Source organism: Caballeronia terrestris (assembly GCF_001544515.1).
Lineage (GTDB): Bacteria > Pseudomonadota > Gammaproteobacteria > Burkholderiales > Burkholderiaceae > Caballeronia > Caballeronia terrestris.
Map to the genome: position 1 here is coordinate 1 of NZ_FCOL02000221.1, position 3,208 is coordinate 3,208.

4 protein-coding genes are annotated in these 3,208 nt (G+C 61.4%); all 4 read left to right on the forward strand.

The features are described 5' to 3' along the window. The coding region (gene sdhC / locus AWB67_RS35560; RefSeq protein ID WP_125477835.1) for a succinate dehydrogenase, cytochrome b556 subunit at positions 1–410 on the forward strand (410 nt) is incomplete at its 5' end. A 1-nt stretch (position 411) separates the two neighbouring features. Then, entirely contained in the window at positions 412–780 is a 369-nt protein-coding gene (sdhD, locus tag AWB67_RS35565; protein ID WP_087660574.1) for a succinate dehydrogenase, hydrophobic membrane anchor protein, read from the forward strand. Between the two features lie 3 nt (positions 781–783). Continuing rightward, positions 784–2,559, forward strand: a complete 1,776-nt coding sequence (gene sdhA / locus AWB67_RS35570) for a succinate dehydrogenase flavoprotein subunit (RefSeq protein WP_087660575.1) — start codon at positions 784–786, stop codon at positions 2,557–2,559. 17 nt (positions 2,560–2,576) lie between these two features. Further along, the coding region (locus AWB67_RS35575; protein ID WP_087660576.1) for a succinate dehydrogenase iron-sulfur subunit at positions 2,577–3,208 on the forward strand (632 nt) is incomplete at its 3' end.

Below are 3,208 nucleotides of genomic sequence, written 5' to 3' on the forward strand. Positions count from 1 at the left end.
TGGCTGAAGCCGTAAAAAAACCAAGGCCCGAGTTCCGTAACATCGGGATCGGTCAACTCGCGAAGTATCGCTTGCCGCTGGCAGGCAAGGTCTCCATCCTGCACCGTATCAGCGGACTTCTGCTGTTCATCTCCCTGCCGTTTCTCCTGTACCTGCTGGATCAGAGCCTGACCTCCGAAATCAGTTTCGATGCGTTCAAGGGCATCCTCGGCAACCCCATCGTCAAGATCATCGTGCTCGTGCTGTCGTGGGCGTACCTGTTCCACTTTTGCGCAGGCATCCGCTTTCTGCTGCTCGACACGCACACGGCCGTCAGTAAGGAAGGAGGCAAGCAGACCTCCATCGTCGTGCTGGTGGTGTCGACGCTCCTGACGCTTGCCGTCGCGCTCAAACTTTTCGGAGCCTTCTAAGATGGCAGCCAATAACCGAGTCGGCCCGAAGCGCCTGGTGGTCGGCGCGCATTACGGTCTGCGCGACTGGCTCGCGCAACGCGTCACCGCGGTCGTGATGGCCGTCTATACGCTCATCCTGCTGTTCTGGTTTTTCATCGCGCGCGACTTCTCGTATGAAGGCTGGGCGTCGATCTTCGCGATCCAGTGGATGAAGCTCGCCACCTTCGTCGCCCTGCTTTCGCTCTTCTATCACGCCTGGGTCGGCATTCGCGACATCTGGATGGACTATGTGAAGCCGGTCGGCCTGCGCCTGACGCTGCAAGCGTTGACCATCCTCTGGCTGGTCGCCTGCGCCGGCTACGCTGCACAGATTCTCTGGAGAGTGTAAAGAATGGCTGCAATCAAGACTTCCCTGCCGCGTCGCCGTTTTGACGTGGTCATCGTCGGCGCGGGCGGCTCGGGCATGCGCGCATCGCTGCAACTCGCGCGCGCGGGTCTGTCGGTGGCGGTGCTCTCGAAAGTGTTCCCCACGCGCTCGCATACGGTGGCCGCGCAAGGCGGCATCGGCGCATCGCTCGGCAACATGAGCGAAGACAACTGGCACTACCACTTCTACGACACGATCAAGGGCTCCGACTGGCTCGGCGACCAGGACGCGATCGAGTTCATGTGCCGTGAAGCGCCCAATGCGGTCTACGAACTCGAACACATGGGCATGCCGTTCGACCGTAACGCCGACGGCACCATTTACCAGCGTCCGTTCGGCGGCCATACGGCGAACTACGGCGAGAAGCCGGTGCAGCGCGCATGCGCGGCGGCCGACCGTACCGGCCACGCCTTGCTGCACACGCTGTATCAGCAGAACGTCGCGGCTAAAACGCACTTCTTCGTCGAATGGATGGCGCTCGATCTGATCCGCGACGCCGAAGGCGACGTGCTCGGCGTGACCGCGCTCGAAATGGAAACGGGCGAAGTCCACATCCTCGAAGGCAAGACGACGCTGTTCGCCACGGGCGGCGCGGGCCGGATCTTCGCGGCATCGACGAATGCGTTCATCAACACGGGCGATGGCCTCGGCATGGCGGCGCGCTCAGGCATCGCGCTGCAGGATATGGAGTTCTGGCAATTCCACCCGACCGGTGTCGCGGGCGCGGGCGTGCTTATTACCGAAGGCGTGCGCGGCGAAGGCGGCATTCTGCGCAATTCGGACGGCGAGCGCTTCATGGAACGCTACGCGCCGACGCTCAAGGATTTGGCACCGCGCGACTTCGTCTCGCGTTCGATGGACCAGGAGATCAAGGAAGGACGCGGCGTCGGTCCGAACAAGGACCACGTCTTGCTGGACCTGTCGCACATCGGCGCCGAGACGATCATGAAGCGCCTGCCGTCGATTCGCGAGATTGCGCTGAAATTCGCGAACGTGGATTGCATCAAGGAACCGATTCCTGTCGTGCCGACCATCCACTATCAGATGGGCGGCATTCCGACGAATATCTACGGTCAGGTGGTGGGCACGGCCAAGGGCTACGACGATCCGGTCAACGGTTTTTACGCAGTGGGCGAATGCTCGTGCGTTTCAGTGCACGGTGCGAACCGGCTCGGTACGAACTCGCTGCTCGATCTGGTCGTGTTCGGCCGCGCGGCGGGCAATCACATCATCAAGCACGCGCAGGAGATGAAGGAGCACAAGCCGCTGCCGGCGGACGCCGCTGACTTCGCGCTCGAACGTCTCTCGGTGCTGGAAAACTCGACCTCGGGCGAATACACGCAATCGATCGCGGGCGACATCCGTTCGGCGATGCAGGCGCATGCGGGCGTGTTCCGCACGTCGAAGCTGCTGGAAGAGGGCGTCGGCAAAGTCGCGGAACTCGCCGAGCGCGTGAAGCACGTGCATCTGAAGGACAAGTCGAAGGTGTTCAACACCGCGAAGGTGGAAGCGCTGGAACTGGCGAACCTGATCGAAGTGGCGCGCGCGACGATGGTATCGGCCGAAGCGCGCAAGGAAAGCCGCGGCGCGCACGCGCACAGCGACTTCGAGGTGCGCGACGACGAGAACTGGATGCGCCACACGCTGTGGTTCAGCGAGGGTGATCGCCTCGACTACAAGCCGGTGAAGATGCAGCCGCTGACGGTCGAATCGGTGCCGCCGAAAGCGCGTACCTTCTAAGGGTCAAGGGAATCGACATGGCAAAGAGAACATTTGAAATTTACCGCTACGATCCGGACAAGGACGCGGCACCGCGCATGCAGAGCTACGAGATCGAAATCGACTCGCACGAACGCATGTTGCTCGACGCGTTGCTGAAGCTGAAGTCGGTCGACGAGACGCTGTCGTTCAGGCGCTCGTGCCGCGAAGGCGTGTGCGGGTCGGACGCGATGAACATCAACGGCAAGAACGGGCTCGCGTGTCTGCAGAACATGAACGACCTGCCGCAGAAGATCGTGCTGCGTCCGCTGCCGGGGCTGCCGGTGGTGCGCGATTTGATTTGCGACTTCACGCAATTTTTTAATCAGTATCATTCGATCAAGCCGTACCTGATCAACGACACGCCGCCGCCGGAGAAGGAGCGCCTGCAGTCGCCGGAAGAACGCGACGAGCTGGATGGTCTTTACGAGTGCATTCTGTGCGCGAGCTGCTCGACCTCGTGCCCGAGCTTCTGGTGGAACCCCGACAAATTCGTCGGTCCGGCCGGTTTGTTGCAAGCCTATCGTTTTATTGCGGACAGCCGCGATGAAGCGACTGGCGAACGCCTCGACAACCTGGAAGATCCGTATCGTCTGTTCCGTTGCCATACGATCATGAACTGCGTGGACGT